The organism is Brevibacillus reuszeri (genome assembly GCF_001187725.1).
Lineage (GTDB): Bacteria > Bacillota > Bacilli > Brevibacillales > Brevibacillaceae > Brevibacillus > Brevibacillus reuszeri.
This window is the reverse complement of record NZ_LGIQ01000009.1, coordinates 117,271-135,301: the sequence shown is the minus strand read 5'-3', so window position 1 is coordinate 135,301 and position 18,031 is coordinate 117,271. Positions and strand designations below refer to the sequence as shown.

Here is an 18,031-nt window from a genome sequence, read left to right as displayed (position 1 = left end):
GTCACGCTTCCCCCTACGCCCTTCTTTCGAGTACATAAGCATGTACAGGGTTATCGCTTTTCAGTAGTCCAACGAGCACATACCCATCTGCAAACGCTTTCTTAAATACGCTACGCAAAGCCAATCGCCACTCCAATGCGATAGCGAGATGCTCTTGCTTCAGCTGTTGAATCGCGACAGGGACCGAAAACAGGACTCCATCATGCTCCCCCAGTCCTTGTCGTTCAACAGGACGCGGTTGCCCCTCACTCAATTCCCAATCAAGCACGCAAGGATACTCTCTCCACACCGCTTGATCGATTACTGCCCCATTTAAACAACTTGCCACACGCTCCGATTTCAAATCCCATTCCAATAGAAAGCGATCTGTCGGCAATCCTTTGTTAATTCCATCCCCCATGTCTCCATAGTAGGTATCCAAATAAGTTCGAACCACTCCACCCAGCTTGCACAAATTTAAATACGCATTACGCGCTTCAAGCGGATCGTAAGTCCAGGTCATTTTTTCATATCCATTACTGATCGCCCATTCACGCTGGCTGAGCTTGAGCTGCCTGCCAATTCCCCAATCTCGATACTCCGGCAAAATCCCCAGCATATGGGAGCACAGGTGAGCCTTTCCCTGTTTGAAGCCTGCAAAGCCATAGCAAAAGCCGACTGGCTTCTCATCATGATAAGCCGCAATCACTACTCCCCCATTGTGGATGGCAGCCATCAGCTGAGGAACAGGAGAAACGCTGGTCTCTCCCCAAATTCGTCGTTGCAAATCTTCCATTTCTGCCATCTCGATGGCGGTTGTCAGTATACGATATTCTAAGGCGTCTGTCCGCATGACTCTCTCTCCTCTACCTTATATCTCTCTGGATCTTCTTTGTTTCCACTGTCCCGTTCATACATGAAAATCAGCTCCTTCCACCTATAGCGAAAGAAGCCTTTTCATTTTGCATAAAGGGAAATCATCCATCGCACTAGGAACGAACGACAGGATCAAGCGGATAAATAGGTCGGTTCAAGCGTTGATAATCAAATGTCTGGACAAGTAAAGTAGTCAGTCCTGGAGAGTCTACAGTAATGATTTCTGCGCTGATGGGTTCAAAGCTGGCTCGGAAGTGTTGGCTAGATTTCAAGCAAACGATCTTGGATTGCGTAACATCGATACCGTGAAGGAGAAAGACTTGTTCATCCAGTACCTGCGTTTTCACGGAACAGACAAGAATATCTACGCCATTTGCCTGAAGGCGGACTGATTTTCCTAGATTCGTAGGCGTGCCTTCGCCCATTGGCGAGGAGACAATAAACTTTCCATCCGTTAATGACTTTACATAGGCCGTTAATGCGATTGGCTCTCCATGGAGTTTATCCGTCTTGCCGCCAAGCTTCACCTCAATCGTCGCGCCAACGCCTTGTTCATGCGCATATGCTGCAACTTCCGGATCGTAAATAAAGCCGAAGCAGGCATCTTGCAGATCAGCTTCCAGCATTGCACGCAACAAATACGTTCCATCTCCTGGTGTGCCGCCTCCAGGATTATCGGATGTTTCGTTCAACACGACAGGGAACGCAGTAGCCGCTTTTGCCAGCTCAAGTCCCTCTTTCGGTGACAATACCTTCGGAGCGAACTCCTCGCGTTTGTTCCAAATCAAATCAGCCACATCCATAGCGGCTCGTTTTGCTAGTTCTTCATCGTTGTTCGCAACGGCAACGACGGTTACGCCCAGCTCGGGAATATCTGTGTATGGAAAACCGTGAAAGAACGCACAATCAATCATGCCCGGTTCCCGTTCCCACTTGTAACATGCTTCATTTATATCCTTGGCAGGGGACAGATTCGTTGTGGAAGGAGGAATGATCAGCGGCAGAGTCGCACGATACATACGCGGCTTCAGCTCACCCTTCACCATCTGCTCGGCAAGCTCAACCGCTTCGAGACCGCGTTCGTAGCAATCGGTGTGTGGATAGAGATGGACACCCAGCAAAATATCTGCCTCCGTGATCATCACGTCCGTAACATTTGCATGTAAATCGAGCGTTACGATCAAAGGAATGTCATAACCGACTTGCTGGCGAACCGCTTTTAGCAGCGCACCTTCCAAATCATCAACACCTTCTGCAACACCAGCACCATGCAGCGATAAACAAATGGCGTCCACTTTTCCTGCTGCTTCCATTCCTGCGAGCAATTCTTGCTGCAATGAATCAAATGTTTCTTTTGTAATCGTACCTGCCGGATAGGCATTGGTGGCAAATGCACCTACTACTTCGATGTCCCGCTGACGTGCCTTCTCAATCATTCCCCCGAGAAAATCCCGAACCCCGCTGTGCGCTTTCAGGATTTCGTCTCCCTTCGCCCACTCCCACAGCTCAAACAGTTCGCGAGTAGTAGGGACGTTTGAGAATGTGTTCGTTTCGTGCATAACCTCCGCTATGACAATTCTCATATTGGTTCATCCTCCCGAATTCACGATTTCACCTTTTTGAAGTTTATACTTTAAAAAATACCTATGTCTGAAGTTGTTACTCTAGTTGAATTATAAGCGTTGGGCCCAAAAACCACAATATTTTATTCTGAAAATATATACTATTACGTTATTTTTCTTGTAAAAGTTTTTCGATGCTTCATGAAGGAAATATGCTCCACACTTGAGATACAATTCATTAGGTTTTTCACACAAAAAAACCACCTTTCTTGGCGGTTTGAGGTGGTTATTCTGTCCATTCTTTTCCATTGCGGTCAAATCAGAGCATTCCTCACTCGTTGTACTCTTCCTCACTTCTAGGAAGTGTATAAATCGTATCCAGCAGCTCAGCCACTTCGACTCGTTGCTGTGCACGTTCATTCTCACCCCACCCCAAGGCATCCCCCATTAATCGAATGACTTGTTCTGCGTTCGCTTCCGCCTTTTTCAGTTGGAAGTATGTCCAGCCCGTTCGCAGCCTCAGGAAGTCGACCGCCGTCGTCGTCATTTCCTCCTCCACCGCATAGGCAATCTGCGCGCGCAGGAGTTGCTCCTGGCTGACTCCTTCCCCTTTTTTTCTAACCGCGCCTAATCGGTTGAATACGTGCTGTACATTGGTTCCGTACAGCTCCACCCACTCTGTTGCCGTAACTGCATCCACCCCTCGTGCAATTCCTTGCTCCCTCAAGTCCTTTTTGCAAGCAGCGTAATCATGATGCCCCATTCGATCTCCACCCGTGACGATTACCTGATCCGTCGTGCATGGCTTGAATTGCTTCCCCGACTTTTGCGTCAGCTCGCTGGTGACCAGATTCATGACTTTCTGGGCCATTTTGCGAAATCCCGTCAGCTTCCCACCCGCAATCGTAATCAACCCTGATGAAGAAACAATCACTTCATCCTTTCTTGATAACTCGGATGGCCCTTTCCCTTCCTGGTAAATCAGCGGACGCACTCCTGCCCAATGCGAGCATACGTCCTCGATACCCAGTTTTCCTTCTGGAAACATGGCATTAACAGCTCGAAGCAAATAATCGCGATCTTGCTCGGTCGTGCGTAGCTGATCCATCTCCAGACGATAGGCAGTATCTGTCGTTCCTATGTAGGTGATATCTCCTCGGGGTATGACAAAGATCATACGCCCATCCGGTGTGTCAAAATACGCTGATTGGCGTATTGGCAGGCGTTCTTTTGCTACAACGAGATGTACCCCTTTGGTTAAAAATAATCGTTTTCCCGAAAGGCTCCCGTCTAATTGACGTACACTATCCACCCACGGGCCTGATGCATTGACAATTTGCTTGGCATAAATAGAATAGACCTCATCCGTGATGCGATCTACGACCTTTACACCCACTACCCGATTATCTTTATAAAGAAACTCTGTCATTTTTGCATAGTTGACAATCGCTGCTCCGTGTTGAAACGCTGTTTTCATAATATCGATCGTCAGTCTCGCATCATCTGTGCGGTACTCATAGTAATAACCAGCACCTTTTAACCCATCTGGGTTTAAAAGCGGCTCCAGCTGAAGCGCCTCTTCTTTGTTCAGCATCTTTCGCCGCTCGCTGCGCTGCACACCCGCCAGCCAATCATATATATACAAGCCGACAGAAGATGCCCAGTACCCATATGTTCCTTTGCGGTAGATCGGCAAGAGCATAGGGGCAGCGACAACCAGATGAGGTGCATTTTTATACAAGATAGCTCGTTCTCGTCCCACTTCTTGAACGAGCTTGATGTCTCCCTGCTTCAGATAACGCAGTCCACCATGAATAAGCTTCGTTGAGCGGCTGCTTGTACCCGAACCGAAGTCATTTTGTTCAATCAGTCCGATTTGTACTCCACGCAGTGCAGCATCCAGTGCAATACCCGCTCCAGTAATTCCCCCGCCGATGACGAGCACTTCTAATTCTTGCATCGCCATTCTCTGCAGGAGCTCCGTCCGATTCGCAGCCGAAAAACGTGTCAGCATTGCTTTTCTCCCTCCAGGCAAAAACCTTTCTCTTGCTTAACAAAAACCATACAAACATAGATAAACTGGTTTTTAATGATACTCACCAGGTATGCTACAATATGGAAAAGGAGTGTGTGCCCATGAAGTCTTCGAAATCATTTTATTACACCGTCGATCATTCCATGGTTGAAGAATACAAAAAAATGCTCGATCTGATGAAAATTCCTTATACGCTAGAAGCTCCCGTCGCACTTTTAAAGCAAGGAGCCAATCAATACTCCTTTGTCTTCCCTACCATGCCTGCCAAGCTCTACGGAATGGTTAGCAAGCTGTTTAAAGGAGACGGCAAGCCTTATCCCCAATAGTCAACTTCATTTTACCAGTTACCGAGAAAGAGTACCTCCACTTCTTCCCAGATCATTCGTTCATGAACAAAAAAAGGGACCCATATAAGGGTCAAAGTTGGAAGTGGAGAGAAAATGCAAGCTATGTAATATATTCTAACATAAAATTAGCGATCGTCTATTGTTTTTTGCAGTTTTCTGAATTTTAATGTCACGTTTCCTTACATAAATAACACAAACAAGCGAAAGCGACGATCTTTCTCTTGCTATCCATGAACATCAAAAATATGTTCCATGTTGATCCACTGACAGCTTGTCTGATTCGCAAGCTTGATTTTACGCGACTTGGGATCAAACCATTTGACGACTCCCCACATGGTGCATGTATTTCCTTTTTCACCTTCCAGTGACACCCACCAGCTAACCGTAACAGCGTAGTCTTCTCGTCCAGAATCACGGAGCATGTAGTAAAAGGAATCCCGCTCCTGCTTTGTCATGTCTGTTTCATTCAGTTGCCTAATGCCTGCTGCCACGCGACCTCACCCACCCTAATTTGCATAAGTCATTGACCGCTCGCCTCATTTGTCTATCTGCGACGAGGGTACTGATTTCTGCTCCATTGTCCAGCATTCTGATAATTCGTAGATGTGTTTTCGTCAAAACAGGGACTCTCCTCATCTTCCTGTCTACAGGAACCATGATCGTTTCGAGCATAACTACCACCCCATCACGAACGTTTGTTTGTATTATATACGAACAAAGCACGAACAGGCAATACATTCCAATGAAACAATTGATAAACTGCTGCACGATTCGCCAGCCAGTTAGGGGATTCACGGTTTTTCCACAAACAAAAAAAGCAGGTTACCCTGCTTTTTGATCATGCCCTGCTTCTAATGATTGAGCTGGCCTTTTTTCCACGATCTCCAGAAACTTTCCAAATGTAGAGGCAAGTGTTTGTTGAAATAACATTCCTAGCACAACAGGCAGGGCAACCGCAGGCGGAAAGTAGGCGGTTGCCATTACTGCGCCTGCGCTAATATTTCTCATCCCGCTATTAAAGGTAAGTGTCACAATTACTCCTCTATCCCACTTGCAGCATTTTGCGATCAACCACCCCATGAGATAGCCTATCATCGCCAGCAACAGAACCACCCCTGCCATGCCAATCAGCCTTGAATCCAGGGTGGATAAATAAGGAGCCACAACCGAGCTGTTTATCGCCACCACTACCCCCATTCCCAGCTTGGAGAAAGGAGCTAGCTTCGGAGCTAGCGTCGTCTTTACTTTTCCCGCCGTCACTTGATTGAGCAGCATACCTAGCAAGGAAGGCAGCACGATCATGAAAAAGAGTCCTTGCATCATAAGTGCCATATCCATCTCGACCTTTGCCCCTAGAAACAGAGACATTCCCAAAGGAACGACAAAGGGAGAGAGCATGGTATCAATCAAAATAATGGAGAGGGTTAAAGCAATGTTCCCCATGTAAATGGACGACCACAAAAAACTGGTAATGCCGGTGGGGATTAAGGCTGCCAAAATAAATCCGGTCACAATGTGAATGTCCTCTGGATAAAACAGGCTTGCGGTTCCCCAAGCAACAAGAGGCATGAGTGCGTGTAAAATCAAAAGATTGGCAATCAACGGAAATGGTCGGGCAAGCACTTTGGCAAATTCTTTAAATCCTGAACCGAGACTGCCCGCAAATGTCATAAAAGCAAATACCCATGGAGAGAGAAAGGCATATGGCTGCAGATGACTCCCCGCCAATACCCCTATGACGACACTGCTGGGTGTCAATAGTGGCATTATTTTTTCAAGCATCTTGTTTACTCTAGCTAGTGTGTCCATGCGTACACCTCAGTCATTTCTTCTGTCAACCTATTTTGCTTTTTCTGTCTGCAACGTCTTCGTCCAAGTGAAGCACTGACGTGTCGTATGTTATCACGAACCTTTTTTCTAAGGCAACCCCAACTTCAATTTGTTCACAGTCAGATTCACGATTGTTCCTCTTCTTTTGCATACTTTCCCAACGGCGTGTAAAGCCTAATGTGGAAAGGAGGTATTTTATGAACGGAATGGATTGGGTCGAATTTATCCGAAAAACCGAAGATAAGATGTATCACCTCCATCGAGCGATAGATGGAATCTGTAATGAGCCCGATTATAAAGAGTCCGTCTCTGCTCTCACCGAGGTGATACGTGATTATCAGCTGCTTGTTGAAAAAGCAAAGAATGAGCTGCGCGATGTAGATGTTCACCGGAACCATCACCGTCACCGCGAGGCGCATTTGGATCACCATGAATACCGTGATTATGACCACCACTAAGAATGATCCTACTGCGTCCTGTGCGCATAAACATGATAGAAGACGACTGAAGACCCCGAAGCATGTAACGGGGTCTTTTTTACACGCGCTTCTACCCACGAATATAAAAAAAGGTAACAACCTCCCTCAATAGGATATGTCGTTACCTTTTGAAAAGCTTAGCCCTTCATCTTTTTTTCAAACTGCTTAAACTGTTTTTTTTGCTTACACGCTTCCTTTACATCCATCGGCCATGGATTCTCGCTGAATTTTTGCAGATCACGGATTAACCTCTTATCAGCGGTTACATGAATATCTGATTCAGGAAACGCCTCTTTCAATCGTTTTGACACCTCTTTTTGAATCGATTCCAGTCGAAACCGATTGAAATTCGTCACTTTAACCGCTACATCCAGATCCTTGTCGATTTGCACGGCGATGACCTGGTCGATCCCCTTGACTTGACCTGCAATGGCTTTGGCTTGCTCTTCCCATTGTTCGTAACGAACGGGCGCCGGAGCACATAGTGGTTCGGCTTCCTTGGACTGGGTTTTCGCCTTTGAATCTGATTTTGAAGAGCAGCCCGTCATAAGCAAGGCTACAGATAAGACGACGAGTATAGTACGCAAAATCAAAGACCTCCCTACCAAAATCATCTATCTTTAGAATGACCGCAAATGGCAATTATATGTTTGTGTGTTACTTCCATCAGAAAACCTCTACCGAGGCTTCCTCCAAAAAGGTGCGACTGCGTTTTAGCGGAAAGTCTTCATGCGCTCTCCAGAATTCATAAGCGTCGCGCTTATCAATTCTTATACGTTGAAAAAACCCGTCTCGGACGACAGCCGAAAGACGGGTTTGCTTCTATGTAGAGGGTTGAATTGTTTATAAAAAAGGCGGTGACTTATCTGCGTTATTAAGTCACCGCAGACCCCAAGAACTTTTCGAGTCCTTCTATAGGATATATGAATTTGGATATACACGCGATAGGAGATAAATGGGTCTTTTTTCACAGAGTGAAGAAATTCATTCTTATTGGCTTTTTCGACAGAAGCAATCAGTTGATTTTTTCCAAAAAATCCCAACCGTTAACTTCGGCTGGGGGACGTACGGGGTAGTACGTTGAGTATTACGTGAATACGTATATCATATAGGCTGCATTGGATATAGACAACTGATTTAAATGGGTATTTATACCTATGACTGGAATAAAAAATGTGCGCCGACTTATCTGCATCATTTAAGTCAAGGCGCAATCCCCAATGGATTATACTAGTTAGTTTGGATTACTTTTCTATTATGCTCCCTATTTATTACTGGTTCCATACGAAAAATATGGTAATTCTGTTAGGAAATAGAGTACGCTTGTAACAAGCGAAAAAATTCTAACACGAGGAGTCAGACGAAAGGAACGTACCAAGGAGGTTTCGGTATGGAGAGCATACTCATTCTTTTATCACTTGGCTTGGTAACGCTTGTTCTGTACCGGATTTTTATATACAAGTTCAACAGATTTACCCGCGAAAATATTGGTCTGTCCATTATCGGAACCATCGTCAGCAATGAAATCTCCCAACGCCCCCTGTCGCAATTTTTCATCCTGCTTTATATTTTGCTCCTTACCTTCCTGATTGTCATCATGATATTCAAAAAATAGAATGATATCTGTCCACATTGAAATTGCGATTTGACATTCAACGAAATCTGTTGTAAAAATGAGGTAACCAAATGACGTGAATAAATTCATTGACGAGAAAGAGTAAGCTAAACCCCTTGTTCCCCAGAGAGTTGGCCATGTGCTGAAAGCCAACGTTCAAGCTTTAGCCGAAAATCCTCTCTGAGAAGGAAAGCTGAAAGCATGATCAGTAAGCTAACCCGGGTTCCCGCCGTTACAAGGGGCGCGTATGATGGTACGTAGTATGAGGTGCCGAAAGATCATGTATGCTGATCATTTCGGAACAAGGGTGGTATCGCGAGATCAAATCTCGTCCCTTAGGGGGCGGGATTTTTTGTTTTCTCCGGGCAATTCCCTCTTTTCCTCTGCGACAACGAAAGGATGATTCGAATGAGAAAAGTAGGCGTGAAAGAAAAAGCCAGGACTCGTGAGCTTCGCATCCTGAATCAGTGGAAACAGAATGATACGTTTCAGAAATCAATGGATTACCGAATCGGAAAACCTCATTTTGTGTTTTACGAGGGTCCCCCTACTGCCAATGGAAAGCCTCATATTGGGCATGTACTCGGACGGGTGATCAAAGATTTTATCGGGCGCTACAAAACGATGTCTGGCTATCGCGTCGTTCGTAAAGCAGGCTGGGACACGCATGGTTTGCCAGTGGAGCTCGGCGTAGAGAAGCAGCTTGGCATCTCAGGCAAACAGGAAATCGAGAGATACGGCGTTGCCAAATTCGTCGAGCAGTGCAAAACAAGCGTCTTCGAATATGAGAAGCAATGGCGCGAGCTGACAGAAGGCATCGCTTATTGGACTGACATGACTAAGCCTTATGTCACACTAACGAATCCATATATCGAGAGCGTATGGCACATTCTGTCCGAAATCCACAAAAAAGAGCTTCTGTACAAGGGACACCGCGTCAGCCCGTATTGCCCTGACTGCCAAACGACACTCAGCTCCCACGAAGTCGCTCAGGGCTATGAGGATGTAAAAGATTTGAGCGCCACCGTCAAATTTAAGAGCAAGGCCGGGGACGAAATCTTTCTTGCATGGACGACGACACCATGGACCTTGCCCGCAAACGTTGCTTTGGCGATCAATAAGGAGTTGGACTACGTCCGCGTAAAACAGAAGGACGAAATATTTGTCGTTGCGAAAAATCTGGCTGAGAAGGTTTTCAAGGACGATTATGAAATCCTGTCTACCCATAAAGGGACCGAATTCATCGGGACGCCTTACGAACCACCTTTTGGTTATATCCAGGTGAAACGTGGACACATTGTAGTGGATGCTGACTATGTAAGCGATACAAGCGGTACAGGAATTGTTCATACAGCACCGGCACACGGAGAAGAGGATTATCGCACTTGTCGCCTCCACGACCTCGATTTCGTTCATGTCGTCAACCTGGCTGGTCGATACAACGATGAAATCACTGATTTTGCTGGTCGATTTGTCAAGGATTGCGACGTTGATATCGTGAAGGATCTGTCCCATCGTCACTTGTTGTTTTCCAAAGAGCGTTATGAGCACAGCTACCCTTTTTGCTGGCGTTGTAAAACTCCCCTTCTCTACTATGCGATGGAGAGCTGGTTTATCAAAACGACTGCCATCAAAGATCAGCTCATCGAAAACAACAAGCAAATCGAATGGTATCCCTCCCATTTGCGTGATGGTCGATTTGGGAAGTTTCTGGAGGAGCTCGTCGATTGGAACATCAGCCGAAACCGCTATTGGGGTACACCTTTGAACATTTGGCTTTGTCGTGATTGCGGTTGTGAGTATTCACCTGGTAGTCTGGCAGAGCTGCACGAAAGATCTGTGGAACCATTTGACGAGAATCTGGAGCTGCATAAACCGTATGTCGATGATGTGAAACTACGCTGCACCTGTGGCGGTACTATGGAACGGACTCCAGAAGTAATAGATGTCTGGTTTGACAGCGGCTCGATGCCATTTGCCCAGTACCACTATCCATTTAACGATGAACATACATTTCAAGAGCAGTATCCGGCAGATATGATCTCTGAAGGAATTGACCAGACACGAGGATGGTTTTTCAGCTTGCTGGCGGTATCTACGCTTTATAACGGAAAATCTCCTTACAAAGCCGTTATTTCAACCGGACACGTATTGGATGAGAATGGCCTGAAAATGTCCAAGAGCAAAGGAAACGTGATCGATCCATGGGATATCATCGAGGAATTTGGGACGGATGCCTTTCGCTGGGCCCTCTTGTCTGACAGCGCTCCATGGAGCAGCAAGCGTTTTTCCAAACAGATTGTTGCAGAAGCGAAGTATAAAGTAATCGATACAATCAACAATACTCATGCCTTCTATTCGCTGTATGCCACAATCGATGGCTATCAGCCAAAGGATCACCCTGTACAAATATCGCAAAATGAACTGGATCGCTGGATTCTCTCGCGGCTGCACTCTACCCTGCAGCAGGTTTTAAACGGAGTCGAAGCTTACGATTTCCTAAACCCTGCCAAGCATATCGAAACATTCGTTGATGAATTGAGCAACTGGTATATTCGCCGTTCGCGTGATCGTTTTTGGAGTAGTGGAATGTCAAGTGATAAGCTGTCCGCCTACCAAACTCTGCACGAGGTGCTTCTCACTCTTGCGCGGATGATCGCTCCGTACGCTCCGCTCATCGCCGATGACATCTATTGCAATCTGGATGGCAGCAAAGAAAGTGTTCATCTGACGGATTATCCTACTGTACACGAAGCTGCCATCGACCGAACCCTCGAGAGCGAAATGGAAACGGCCCGTCAAATCGTAGAGCTGGCCCGCAATATCCGAAACGAAACAGGAATCAAAACGCGTCAGCCACTGTCTGAGCTCATCATCTCGATGGATCGCTCGTTCAATCTGAAGCGATTTGACAGCATCATCAAGGATGAAATCAACGTAAAAGACATTCGCGTAGAGAAAAGTGACAGCAGCTTCGTGAACTACTTGCTCAAGCTGAATCTAAAGGTGGCTGGAAAGAAATATGGGAAATGGGTTGGTCCCCTGCAAAGCCAGCTACGGGAGTTGTCCCCATCCGAAACGAAGCAGGTAGTGATCAATGGATTTTTTGATCTTACCGTCGATCAGGAGGCATTCCATCTTACCCTGGATGAGCTGCTTGTTGAAAAGGAAGGAAAAGAAGGCTTCGCTTCCGCATCCGGTTACCAGCTAAACGTCGCATTAAATACGACGATAACGGAGGACCTCGAGCAGGAAGGCCTCGTCCGCGAAGTCATTCGCGTGATCCAGGATTATCGCAAGAAGCTTGATTTGCCCATCGAAAAGCGCGTCCTGCTTACGCTTGCTGTCGATGCCTCTTTGCAACAAGCTTTAGAGCGTTATGATCATGTCTTGCGAGAAAGTGTACTCGTTTCTGATGTGATTTTCGCAGAAAAAGAATCCATGGAGAGCTTTTCTATCGGTGCACAGCAAGTCCGTTTGCTGATTGATTAATCCACATAAATAGGCAGTCATGGACGAAGGATTGACGTCCATGACTGCCCCTTTTTTCTATTGCTCAGAGGATACAGTACTACCTATCTAGTGATGAAGTCCCCTCATATCCAACCGTTTTCTTCTTATCCAAGTGATAGCTGATAAAAGTCAGCAATGAAGCTAGAATCGCTACACTTCCTCCCATCAAGGAAACATCGATCAGATTCATTTTCGTTGTGACGAATCCGCCAAGTGCGGAGCCAATCGCAATACCAATATTGACGGATACGGGGGTTAATGATGAAGCCAAGTCCCTTGCCGACGGAAAATACTTGTCTGCCAGATCAATGAAATACAATTGCATGGTGGAGCTCAACATGTAAATAACCAAAGCCATGCAAGATATACTTAAAAGTCCCATGACAATCGAGCTTGTTGACACGTAAAAGGAAGCGAGAATACAAGCTTGAATGAGAAATATAAAGCGAAGTTTGCCCAACCCGTTTCTCTTAGCTATTTTCCCACCAATCAATGTACTGAAGACCGATACAACCCCGTACAGCAAAAAAACGAGGCTAACGTACTGGTCCTGGATATAAAGCACTTGCTGAAGCAAGGGAGTTAAATACGTATATACAGTATAAGTGGCTCCAATGCTGAGAGCAGGAATAAAAAAAGCCAGAATCATACGCAAATTCGTTACTAATCTGATTTGGTTTAGAAGTGAGCTCTTCGTTCCTTTCAGTCCCTTAGGTATTGTCGCTGAGCTTGCGATGAAGGAAACCACTCCCAATATAGTGGTAAACCAAAAGGCCATCTGCCACCCTGCCCATTGTCCGATGGTAGTACCTAGAGGAACACCGATCACGCTGGCGATGGTAAAGCCCGTAAAGATCGTTGAAATCGCCATGCCTCTGTATTCGGCCGACACTGTTTCACTAGCAACCGCCATCGCAAGCGCAATCAAAACTCCCGTAACGACTGCTGTCACAATTCTTGAAACGAGAAGCAGGGCATATGAACCTGATAAAGCCGTCAGGATGTTGCCTGCGATAAATATTAAAATCAGAGTAAGCATTAATGGATACTTGGAAAATTGACTAAATAGAGCCGTCAAGATGGGCGTACCAATCGCAAACGCCAAGGCAAATGCTGACACCAGGGCACCAGCAGTAGAAATGGCGATTTGTAGGTCGGTTGCCATCTCACTCAACAACCCCACTATAACAAACTCACTGGTCCCCAGAACGAAGGTCAACAAAAATAAATTCAAGACCAGAAGCTTCTGCTGTTTTATCAAATTAAATCACCTTTCCATCCGAACGAATCGTCAAGCTCTTTCCACCGCAATCTGAAGCTCAGCCACATAAGAATTTGGATCTGCGAATTTCTTATGAGGAAGACAGACTTCTCGGCGCGGCTCATCCTCTTTCATGCGATATCCGTTTTTCTCGATCCACATCGCCAATTCTGTACTTGCTGTGCAGCGACTGATCGTACTGCAATGATGGATAAGGGTTGCCATCATCGGAGCCTCAGGCAATCTTTGGACCGTATAAGGAGGCTGGGCCTGTATCGGATGAGTGAGCAAGCGAGCCACTTCAATATCCATATCCTCTTCGCATTCCTCGCATCCGTGCCAGATTACCATCTGCGTCTGGGAGGCTCCCCCGGCACTTCCTATGAAGTGATCCAACTGCTTAAAAAGCGAAGGAATTTGCGTAAAGGGCATCCTTTGGCGACAAGAGACGATAAGCTGGGACTCTACCTCTTTTAGAATGACATCCTGTGATGTCAAATCTTTGCCTTCTTTTTCAATAAAGCACAGACGTTCTGTAATCCGCGCAAGCTTCGCTGCTTCTCTATCCAGATTGGTCTGAATCTCATTTTTCTTGATTCGAAACATTCCTCTGATTTGCTCAAGCGGAATTTGTTCTCCCAGCATCTGGCGAATCTGATCCAATGAGAAGCCCAGCTCTTTAAAGGCCAAAATACGATGGAGCTGAAACATTTGGTCAGCAGAGAAATACCGGTACCCGGTGAATTGGTCGATATGATCAGGCTTGAGCAAATTCAACTGATCGTAATAGCGCAGTGTCTTAACGGACACTTGGCTGATCTTCGAAAACTCGCCAATTTTAAACATCGCTTCCTCTCCTTGTTTGCATGTATTTCTCTCGTCTTTAGGAGTATAACTTTCCAGTAAAGGGGAGAGTCAACACAAAAAAGCCCCCGCTAGAGACGGGGGTTGAAAAAGGTTGTTAACAGTGTTTGAAATCCAATATGCCCGTTTTCTCGTTGATCCATACGTTTTCGCACCGATTTTTTCTACATTATTGCTTGTTATAGCTCCTTACTTTCTTTCCCAAGCTTCCAATACCTTCATTTCATCAGGCGCAGCCCGGTTCCACTCAATATACTTTTCTTTGGCGAGCTCTTCCAAAACTATCAAGATACCGCCACGTAAGCGCCCTGTCTTCGTGCATAATTCCTGAACGGTCGGTGTCCTCCTGCGTCCTGCCGAATAGTTGGCAATGACGCGAAGAACTTTTCGCTCTATATCAGACAACATGGTCGTTCACCACTGGCTCGATCGCAAGCAGATTGCTGAGGGAAAACACCCTTGGTCCATTTCGGGTGAGACAGTATACTTTCAATCGTTCTCCCTCAATCGCCAACGGCCTTATCACGCGCATCGTTGTTTGACCATCTCGGCCTACATAAATGATTCGAATATGCTGGTGGTGTTTTATGGCACGGAGTATTTCTTTGTTCAATGTTGTTCGCCTCCGATATAGAACGTATGTTATCTAGAATTAATTACTAAACTGATTCTAAGATAGCTAAATCAAGAAGGAAATTATCATGTGTCACATGACTTTCTATTGTAGATAATGATAATTACATTTTATCGGATAGGAACGTGGGTTCGCAACTTTTTATTCAAGGAAAAAAAGTATTTCTGTAGTTCTTTACTACAAATCTAAAGAACTATATGTAATCGCATATGTACTTAGAAATCTAATTGGAAAAGTAAAGAGATATTCAGGAACGAAAAAAGACGTTCTTGAATACCTCTTTTTAATAAACTATCAACCTGCTAGTAGAAAGACCATGAGCTGTTCAAAGCAACCAGTCTACTTAAAGAGGAGCATATCAGTCATACAGTAGCCTTTTTTGCTTAACTATTCATACATAAGTTCTGTTAAATAATTTATTATTTATAGAACGGCTTCTTTGGATAATAAGGCGTGTACACCGTTAACGCCATTGACTAGTTGAGTAATACGCAAGTCAACAAGAAGGCTTGCCAAATTTAACGCTTCTTTTCGCTCAAAACTATACAACTCCTGCATCCAATCAAGCATTCCCTCTAAGGCAATCATCGCTGCCTCATGTACATCTTCATGGAATCCAAAGGTAATTCTCTTAAGGGGAGTCTCTGCTCTTGGGAAAGATAAGCATTGATCAAGTACTGTGAAAGTTAAATCGACTAACTGCATTGGGCATTCGAGAGCTGGACTGGATACCTCTCCATCACCTTGAACAGCATGACCGTCACCCACTGAAAAAAGGCCACCTTCTACTGCTATGGGTAAGTATAAAATACTGCCAGGTACAAGTTCTTTACAATCAATATTCCCTCCACAGAACCTCGGAGGGTAAGTGGAGTGTATCCCTTCTTCATTTGGAGGCATGCCCATAATACCCATAAAGGGCTTGAGCTGTATTTTATGCCCTTTGTTACTAATCCCTAAATTGTTAGAAGCATCTAACTCCCACATCAAAACATACTCTGGTCCCTCGTGAAGACCCAATCTTTTGTTAATAATATTCGGGAATCCACCTCCGCTACTCCAGCCCCAATTACCGGTCTTAATATCGTTTATACGAATAGCCAAGGTTTTTCCTTCTTTTGCTCCATTAATGTAGATAGGTCCGATCAAGGCATGTCCGCTGTCTTGTGGATGATCTCTCTCGCAGAATTTCTCTCTTACACCGTCTAATTGAAATGGACCAGTATTCCACCCGGCGTCAATAGTCTCAAAGCGAACGGTGTCACCCGAATTGATTGATACTATTGGAGTGAACTCCTTTGAAAAAGAACCGTGCAGAGTTGAACGATCTGGGTGAATAAAAAACTCTGCCATATAGACACCTCCTAATTTGTATCTCATATTAATGTACAACAGGAAATGTGTGGAAACCCCTGGAGGTTGTGATTACTTTTCGAATTATTCAGCCAATGGGTTCTATAAATCAAAAAGTGGCAGCCACGTACGTTTTATTCCTGACTACCACTCCAATTTAAACATATTAACCGAAAGCGTCACTCTAGTTTACAAGTAGTTCTGTATTATACGCGAACAACATGCGAACATGCAAATGAAATTCTTTCTAGCTGGAGACGTTTCAACTAACAACAAAGCGACAGGTAAAAGCTGTCGCTCCCTGCATCTTGCCATAACCCAACCAATGGTACGAACAAACCTATAGATGTTTTTTAATGAAATGCAGTAGCGTCTGTCCTTGAGCTGTTAAAACAGTGCCCTTCCCTTCGCATTTCGGACACGCTATTTGCTGTTTGTCGTCATTCATGATCGTTCCCTTTCCCTTGCACTCCCAGCAGGATAGTTCCAGATCATCCATTGAAATCGCCATGGCTTTTCTCCCCTTCCATCATCTAAAAATCTTCCTCGTTTGGTAACACTCAACTGGATTCTATCACGACTATTTCGCTCTTTACCAGCATGTCATTCTATGTCAAACGTTTCAACCGCACGAATCACTCGAAATATTGCGAAAACAGATGATAGATGGTATAATCCTCCAATTACATGTAGTAGGAGGTAGAATTTGATGAAAGTGACCCGCAAAACTCCTGAGACGGTAGCTCCTCCGATTGGCGCTTACAGCCACCTCTCCATCTTGCCCAGAGATGCTGACTTATTATTTCTAGCCGGACAAATTGGGGCTGATCCAGAGGGAAATGTACCAGAGAAGGTTGAGGAGCAATTCCGCAACGCACTAGCTAACGTAGAAAACCTGTTAAAAAGCGAAGGGGTAACCCCCGAAGCGATTCTCAAAATAAACTTCTGGTTTACAGAGTCACCAGACAGAGCACAGTTTATGGCTATATGGAACGAGTTCCATGGTGGCAACCCTCCACCTACGACTCTTGCCTATGTCTCTGCTTTGGCTCAGCCTGCCATAAAAGTAGAAGTAGAAGCGTGGGCAGCGCGAAAATAGGAAGAGGCGGCGAAAAGGCCGCCTTTCTTGTTTCCATCATGCCATTTTATTCGGTGAATCACAGCTTCATTTTTAACCCTTCATGTGTCGCGATAAATCCCAATCGTTCATAAAAGCGCAGCGCATCTGGCCGCTTTTTATCGGTGGTGAGCTGAACAATATGACAGCCCCGCTCCTTTGCACGTTCAACAGCCCAGAGGATTAGCTGGCTTCCAAGCCCTTTTCCCCTTTCTGAGGAAGCTGTTCGAACGCCTTCGATCGTTGCCCTCCAGCTTCCTTGATGTGTCAAATAAGGAGTAAAAGTGATTTGCTCAACACCGACAATCTCCTCACCCAGACACGCTACAATCAATTCGTTATTCGGGTCCTTATCAATCGCTTCAAATGCCTTCAGGTAGCTGTCAGGAAGGGGTGTTTCATAGCGCTCCCTTGTCTTTCCCAATTCATCATCCGCGAGCATTTGCACGATTTTGTCCAAATCATTAGCTATTGCCTTGCGAAATGTAACCATACTCACCCTCCACTCTCATCTGGCATCAAGATACCAACATTATAGCTCAGGATTTCCAATTATAAAAATAATG

18 protein-coding genes and 1 other annotated feature are annotated in these 18,031 nt (G+C 45.3%); of the genes, 5 read left to right on the top strand and 13 right to left on the bottom strand.

What is annotated here, in order from left to right:
• Nucleotides 1-13 precede the first annotated feature (13 nt).
• The 3 genes from ADS79_RS15215 to ADS79_RS15205 form a co-directional block, all read right to left on the bottom strand.
• On the bottom strand, nt 14-832 hold the full coding sequence (locus tag ADS79_RS15215; RefSeq protein WP_049739288.1) for a GNAT family N-acetyltransferase: 819 nt from the start codon (nt 830-832) through the stop codon (nt 14-16).
• A 136-nt stretch (nt 833-968) separates the two neighbouring features.
• The gene (locus ADS79_RS15210) at nt 969-2,438 is read right to left on the bottom strand and encodes a M81 family metallopeptidase (RefSeq protein WP_049739287.1); all 1,470 of its coding nucleotides are present in this window, start codon (nt 2,436-2,438) and stop codon (nt 969-971) included.
• Between the two features lie 310 nt (nt 2,439-2,748).
• A complete protein-coding gene (locus ADS79_RS15205; RefSeq protein ID WP_049739286.1) occupies nt 2,749-4,431 on the bottom strand; it encodes a glycerol-3-phosphate dehydrogenase/oxidase in 1,683 nt (560 codons plus the stop codon).
• Between the two features lie 122 nt (nt 4,432-4,553).
• Here ADS79_RS15205 and ADS79_RS15200 point away from each other — a divergent pair, with 122 nt between their 5' ends.
• On the top strand, nt 4,554-4,778 hold the full coding sequence (locus tag ADS79_RS15200) for a hypothetical protein (RefSeq protein WP_049739285.1): 225 nt from the start codon (nt 4,554-4,556) through the stop codon (nt 4,776-4,778).
• A 245-nt stretch (nt 4,779-5,023) separates the two neighbouring features.
• Here ADS79_RS15200 and ADS79_RS15195 read toward each other — a convergent pair whose 3' ends face one another.
• Together ADS79_RS15195 and ADS79_RS15190 are read right to left on the bottom strand one after the other, a co-directional pair.
• Complete coding sequence (locus ADS79_RS15195) at nt 5,024-5,290, bottom strand: YolD-like family protein (protein ID WP_236699992.1); 267 nt, start codon at nt 5,288-5,290, stop codon at nt 5,024-5,026.
• A 331-nt stretch (nt 5,291-5,621) separates the two neighbouring features.
• A complete protein-coding gene (locus ADS79_RS15190; protein ID WP_049739284.1) occupies nt 5,622-6,608 on the bottom strand; it encodes a bile acid:sodium symporter family protein in 987 nt (328 codons plus the stop codon).
• 218 nt (nt 6,609-6,826) lie between these two features.
• Between ADS79_RS15190 and ADS79_RS15185 the strand changes: the two genes are divergently transcribed.
• Nucleotides 6,827-7,087: a hypothetical protein gene (locus ADS79_RS15185; RefSeq protein WP_049739283.1), complete on the top strand. Its 261-nt coding sequence runs from the start codon at nt 6,827-6,829 to the stop codon at nt 7,085-7,087.
• Between the two features lie 158 nt (nt 7,088-7,245).
• Here ADS79_RS15185 and ADS79_RS15180 read toward each other — a convergent pair whose 3' ends face one another.
• Nucleotides 7,246-7,695: a YhcN/YlaJ family sporulation lipoprotein gene (locus tag ADS79_RS15180; protein WP_049739282.1), complete on the bottom strand. Its 450-nt coding sequence runs from the start codon at nt 7,693-7,695 to the stop codon at nt 7,246-7,248.
• Between the two features lie 803 nt (nt 7,696-8,498).
• On the opposite strand from ADS79_RS15180, the gene ADS79_RS15175 reads away from it, so the two are divergent.
• Together ADS79_RS15175 and ileS are read left to right on the top strand one after the other, a co-directional pair.
• Nucleotides 8,499-8,723 (top strand): hypothetical protein, encoded by a 225-nt coding sequence (locus tag ADS79_RS15175; protein ID WP_049739281.1) that lies wholly within the window; start codon nt 8,499-8,501, stop codon nt 8,721-8,723.
• An 80-nt stretch (nt 8,724-8,803) separates the two neighbouring features.
• Nucleotides 8,804-9,062, top strand: a binding site (T-box leader).
• 69 nt (nt 9,063-9,131) lie between these two features.
• On the top strand, nt 9,132-12,215 hold the full coding sequence (gene ileS / locus ADS79_RS15170; protein ID WP_049739280.1) for an isoleucine--tRNA ligase: 3,084 nt from the start codon (nt 9,132-9,134) through the stop codon (nt 12,213-12,215).
• A 79-nt stretch (nt 12,216-12,294) separates the two neighbouring features.
• Here the strand turns inward: ileS and ADS79_RS15165 are convergent, their stop codons facing one another.
• From ADS79_RS15165 to ADS79_RS15140, 6 genes are all read right to left on the bottom strand, one after another.
• On the bottom strand, nt 12,295-13,497 hold the full coding sequence (locus ADS79_RS15165) for an MFS transporter (RefSeq protein WP_049739279.1): 1,203 nt from the start codon (nt 13,495-13,497) through the stop codon (nt 12,295-12,297).
• Between the two features lie 30 nt (nt 13,498-13,527).
• The gene (locus tag ADS79_RS15160; protein WP_049739278.1) at nt 13,528-14,343 is read right to left on the bottom strand and encodes a MerR family transcriptional regulator; all 816 of its coding nucleotides are present in this window, start codon (nt 14,341-14,343) and stop codon (nt 13,528-13,530) included.
• A gap of 207 nt (nt 14,344-14,550) precedes the next feature.
• Nucleotides 14,551-14,769 carry a LexA family transcriptional regulator gene (locus ADS79_RS15155; RefSeq protein ID WP_049739277.1) on the bottom strand — a complete coding sequence of 73 codons (219 nt, stop codon included), beginning with the start codon at nt 14,767-14,769 and terminating at the stop codon, nt 14,551-14,553.
• Nucleotides 14,759-14,974 (bottom strand): WYL domain-containing protein, encoded by a 216-nt coding sequence (locus ADS79_RS15150; protein WP_049739276.1) that lies wholly within the window; start codon nt 14,972-14,974, stop codon nt 14,759-14,761. Before ADS79_RS15150 ends, ADS79_RS15155 begins: the two co-directional genes overlap by 11 nt.
• Before the next feature lie 444 nt (nt 14,975-15,418).
• On the bottom strand, nt 15,419-16,348 hold the full coding sequence (locus ADS79_RS15145; protein WP_049739275.1) for an acetamidase/formamidase family protein: 930 nt from the start codon (nt 16,346-16,348) through the stop codon (nt 15,419-15,421).
• 340 nt (nt 16,349-16,688) lie between these two features.
• Nucleotides 16,689-16,859, bottom strand: coding sequence for a tryptophan RNA-binding attenuation protein (locus tag ADS79_RS15140; protein WP_049739274.1), 171 nt, complete (start codon nt 16,857-16,859; stop codon nt 16,689-16,691).
• Between the two features lie 198 nt (nt 16,860-17,057).
• On the opposite strand from ADS79_RS15140, the gene ADS79_RS15135 reads away from it, so the two are divergent.
• Nucleotides 17,058-17,447: a RidA family protein gene (locus ADS79_RS15135; RefSeq protein ID WP_049739273.1), complete on the top strand. Its 390-nt coding sequence runs from the start codon at nt 17,058-17,060 to the stop codon at nt 17,445-17,447.
• A gap of 58 nt (nt 17,448-17,505) precedes the next feature.
• On the opposite strand, the gene ADS79_RS15130 is transcribed toward ADS79_RS15135, so the two are convergent.
• Entirely contained in the window at nt 17,506-17,958 is a 453-nt protein-coding gene (locus tag ADS79_RS15130) for a GNAT family N-acetyltransferase (protein ID WP_049739272.1), read from the bottom strand.
• Nucleotides 17,959-18,031 lie beyond the last annotated feature (73 nt).

Coding starts and splice junctions, on each gene's coding strand:
- ADS79_RS15175 (WP_049739281.1), top strand. CDS start 8,499: ATGGAGAGCATACTCATTCTTTTATCACTTGGCTTGGTAACGCTTGTT.
- ADS79_RS15155 (WP_049739277.1), bottom strand. CDS start 14,769: ATGTTGTCTGATATAGAGCGAAAAGTTCTTCGCGTCATTGCCAACTAT.
- ADS79_RS15135 (WP_049739273.1), top strand. CDS start 17,058: ATGAAAGTGACCCGCAAAACTCCTGAGACGGTAGCTCCTCCGATTGGC.
- ADS79_RS15185 (WP_049739283.1), top strand. CDS start 6,827: ATGAACGGAATGGATTGGGTCGAATTTATCCGAAAAACCGAAGATAAG.
- ADS79_RS15210 (WP_049739287.1), bottom strand. CDS start 2,438: ATGAGAATTGTCATAGCGGAGGTTATGCACGAAACGAACACATTCTCA.
- ADS79_RS15160 (WP_049739278.1), bottom strand. CDS start 14,343: ATGTTTAAAATTGGCGAGTTTTCGAAGATCAGCCAAGTGTCCGTTAAG.
- ADS79_RS15130 (WP_049739272.1), bottom strand. CDS start 17,958: ATGGTTACATTTCGCAAGGCAATAGCTAATGATTTGGACAAAATCGTG.
- ADS79_RS15190 (WP_049739284.1), bottom strand. CDS start 6,608: ATGGACACACTAGCTAGAGTAAACAAGATGCTTGAAAAAATAATGCCA.
- ADS79_RS15205 (WP_049739286.1), bottom strand. CDS start 4,431: ATGCTGACACGTTTTTCGGCTGCGAATCGGACGGAGCTCCTGCAGAGA.
- ADS79_RS15215 (WP_049739288.1), bottom strand. CDS start 832: ATGCGGACAGACGCCTTAGAATATCGTATACTGACAACCGCCATCGAG.
- ileS (WP_049739280.1), top strand. CDS start 9,132: ATGAGAAAAGTAGGCGTGAAAGAAAAAGCCAGGACTCGTGAGCTTCGC.
- ADS79_RS15140 (WP_049739274.1), bottom strand. CDS start 16,859: ATGGCGATTTCAATGGATGATCTGGAACTATCCTGCTGGGAGTGCAAG.
- ADS79_RS15145 (WP_049739275.1), bottom strand. CDS start 16,348: ATGGCAGAGTTTTTTATTCACCCAGATCGTTCAACTCTGCACGGTTCT.
- ADS79_RS15200 (WP_049739285.1), top strand. CDS start 4,554: ATGAAGTCTTCGAAATCATTTTATTACACCGTCGATCATTCCATGGTT.